General features: G+C 61.4%; 3 protein-coding genes. All 3 read right to left on the reverse strand.

The genetic code is table 11. The features are described 5' to 3' along the window. Positions 1 to 62: 62 nt before the first annotated feature. The 3 genes from VBE63_RS28270 to VBE63_RS28280 are packed head-to-tail and all read right to left on the reverse strand — an operon-like array spanning position 63 to position 1,695. Complete coding sequence (locus VBE63_RS28270) at positions 63 to 551, reverse strand: Uma2 family endonuclease (RefSeq protein WP_323686313.1); 489 nt, start codon at positions 549 to 551, stop codon at positions 63 to 65. A 31-nt stretch (positions 552 to 582) separates the two neighbouring features. After that, entirely contained in the window at positions 583 to 1,494 is a 912-nt protein-coding gene (locus VBE63_RS28275) for a hypothetical protein (RefSeq protein ID WP_323686314.1), read from the reverse strand. A gap of 57 nt (positions 1,495 to 1,551) precedes the next feature. After that, on the reverse strand, positions 1,552 to 1,695 hold the full coding sequence (locus VBE63_RS28280) for a hypothetical protein (protein ID WP_323686315.1): 144 nt from the start codon (positions 1,693 to 1,695) through the stop codon (positions 1,552 to 1,554). Positions 1,696 to 1,948: the final 253 nt, after the last annotated feature.

The following is a 1,948-nucleotide window of genomic DNA, read 5'->3' on the forward strand; positions in this document are numbered from 1 at the left end:
CGATCAGCATCAGCACCTGGTCGAGATCCCAGCGCGACAGGGGTGGAAGACAATAGTGGTCTTCAGGCCTGACCGGACCTTCGGTATTGAAGAAGCGCATGCGTTGTTCCGTCTTTCATTAAGATAGCAACAGTGCTAGAACAGGCCGCTGAGATCAAGCACCGCTTCTTATTGCGATCGTAGCGCAGCGAGGTCTCCGCGACCTCGATGAGAAGCAGCACATCCTCTGGTCGAGGATGGCGCTTGGCATAGAAGTCAGCGCGTGGGCGGAGCAGGGCGATAGCGGGCTCGGGCTCAGAGAAATCGCTAAGTCGCAGCGGGTTTTGCGTTGCCAAAATGGCATCGGTCTCGCCGAATGCACGGGTGATTCGGTTGGCAATACGATTGACGGCACCGCCATGTGGGCTACCAATCGGCGGCTTGTCGATGATCTCCCCATCGATGAGCTCGACGCGATCGTTTTCGCTGAGGATGTTGGTCTGGCCCATGCGCTCGTCGTCATCAGCGCTGATGCGGTGGCGGTGATAGAGAGGCTCGGCGGTGGCGGACATAGTTGGTCATCAGTCAGCAGATCGCAGCTTTTCAATGATTCCGGCGCTGTTTGGCGAGCCAGGCTTCGATCGTGGCGGGATCGAGCCCCTTGAGCCGCTCCTCGGGGTCGAGCCCCTTGAGCCGCTCCTCGGGATCGAGTCCCTTGAGCCGCTCCTCGGGTGCGTAGTGCTTGAGGATCTCTGCTGGATCGCGCCGCTTGAGCGCATCCTCGATCACGAGATCGTGGGTCTCGCGGATAAAGTCTTCCATGGTGTAGGCCATATCGGGGATCTCCTGTTGATAGATCAGGTAGAGGTGTTCAAGCAGCGCCCAGTGTCCGCCTTGACTGGAGCGCGGATGGCGGGCGCGGTAGTGGATGAGCCCCTGGCGCATGCGATCCTGCTCGCAGGCGAAGAGTTCCCAAGCGGTGTTGCGCGGGTGCTGAGCGATGGCATTGAGCACGATCACGCGCACCCGATGTCCGCCCCAGGGCAGTTCATAGATGCCTTCCCAATCGGTCGCCTGTAACGGGTGCGTGCGCACCAGATCGCGTGGAAAGCGCGTAGCCACGGCGTAGAGGCCAAAGGCGCTTTCCTGATGGTGCTCGCCTTTGCGGTCAAGCCTGAGCTTGCGGTAGCTGACGTAGTGCCCGATGAGCTCATCGAGCGTCCAGGCATTCAGCGGTTCGTGGCGGGATTTGTAGGTCAGCAGATTATGCGGGCGCAGGTTCTCGAGACCATCGGGCAGTTCGAGGGGCGGTTGGGGAGTCGAACCGCGCTGCGCGCCTTCGCCATTGGCCTCAATGATGGCGACATCGAGCAACTGGCTGCGCAGGGCCAGCTCCTGCTCGAGTTCCACCCGCCAGGGGGCGCCCTCGAACAGGTCCATCAGCGCGATGCCGAATAGCCGGTGCCATTGGCGTAGGCGCTCCTCGCTGGGTTCCACAGAAGAATCCGTGCTCATGGGGTGAGTGTAGCCGATGAGCAGGCCAATGATCGCGCCGAAACACCAACAGGCCCGCTAGAACAGACCGCTGAGATCAAGCAAAGCGTCCGGCAGGCAGAGGGGACGGAATGCTGAGAGATCCCTGGCCTGGCCCATGCGCTCGTCGTCATCAGCGCTGAGGCGGTGGCGGTGATAGAGCGCTTCGGCAGTGGCGGACATGGTCAGCAATCACTCCTTGGATGACGATAGGGTAGGAACAGTATCAGATGTGCCGTACACTTGCAGCCGAGCCTCACCCCCGAGGCCGTCCAGTGTGCAAGCCGGTCGGCAGCCACTACCCTGGAGACCAACCATGGCGCGACTTGTTGTTGAACAGTTAGTCGGCGTGACCAGGCTGATCGAGCAGAAACCCAACCTCGAGGAAGGCTTACGCGACCTCGCCGGGCTGACGGCGCGCTCGATCGGGGCCGGG

The organism is Lamprobacter sp., from assembly GCF_034860625.1.
Taxonomy (GTDB): Bacteria; Pseudomonadota; Gammaproteobacteria; order Chromatiales; family Chromatiaceae; genus Lamprobacter.

What these genes read in the sequence shown, in the direction of transcription:
- VBE63_RS28270 (WP_323686313.1), bottom strand. Translation starts at nt 551, where the DNA reads ATGTCCGCCACCGCCGAGCCTCTCTATCACCGCCACCGCATCAGCGCT.
- VBE63_RS28275 (WP_323686314.1), bottom strand. Translation starts at nt 1,494, where the DNA reads ATGAGCACGGATTCTTCTGTGGAACCCAGCGAGGAGCGCCTACGCCAA.
- VBE63_RS28280 (WP_323686315.1), bottom strand. Translation starts at nt 1,695, where the DNA reads ATGTCCGCCACTGCCGAAGCGCTCTATCACCGCCACCGCCTCAGCGCT.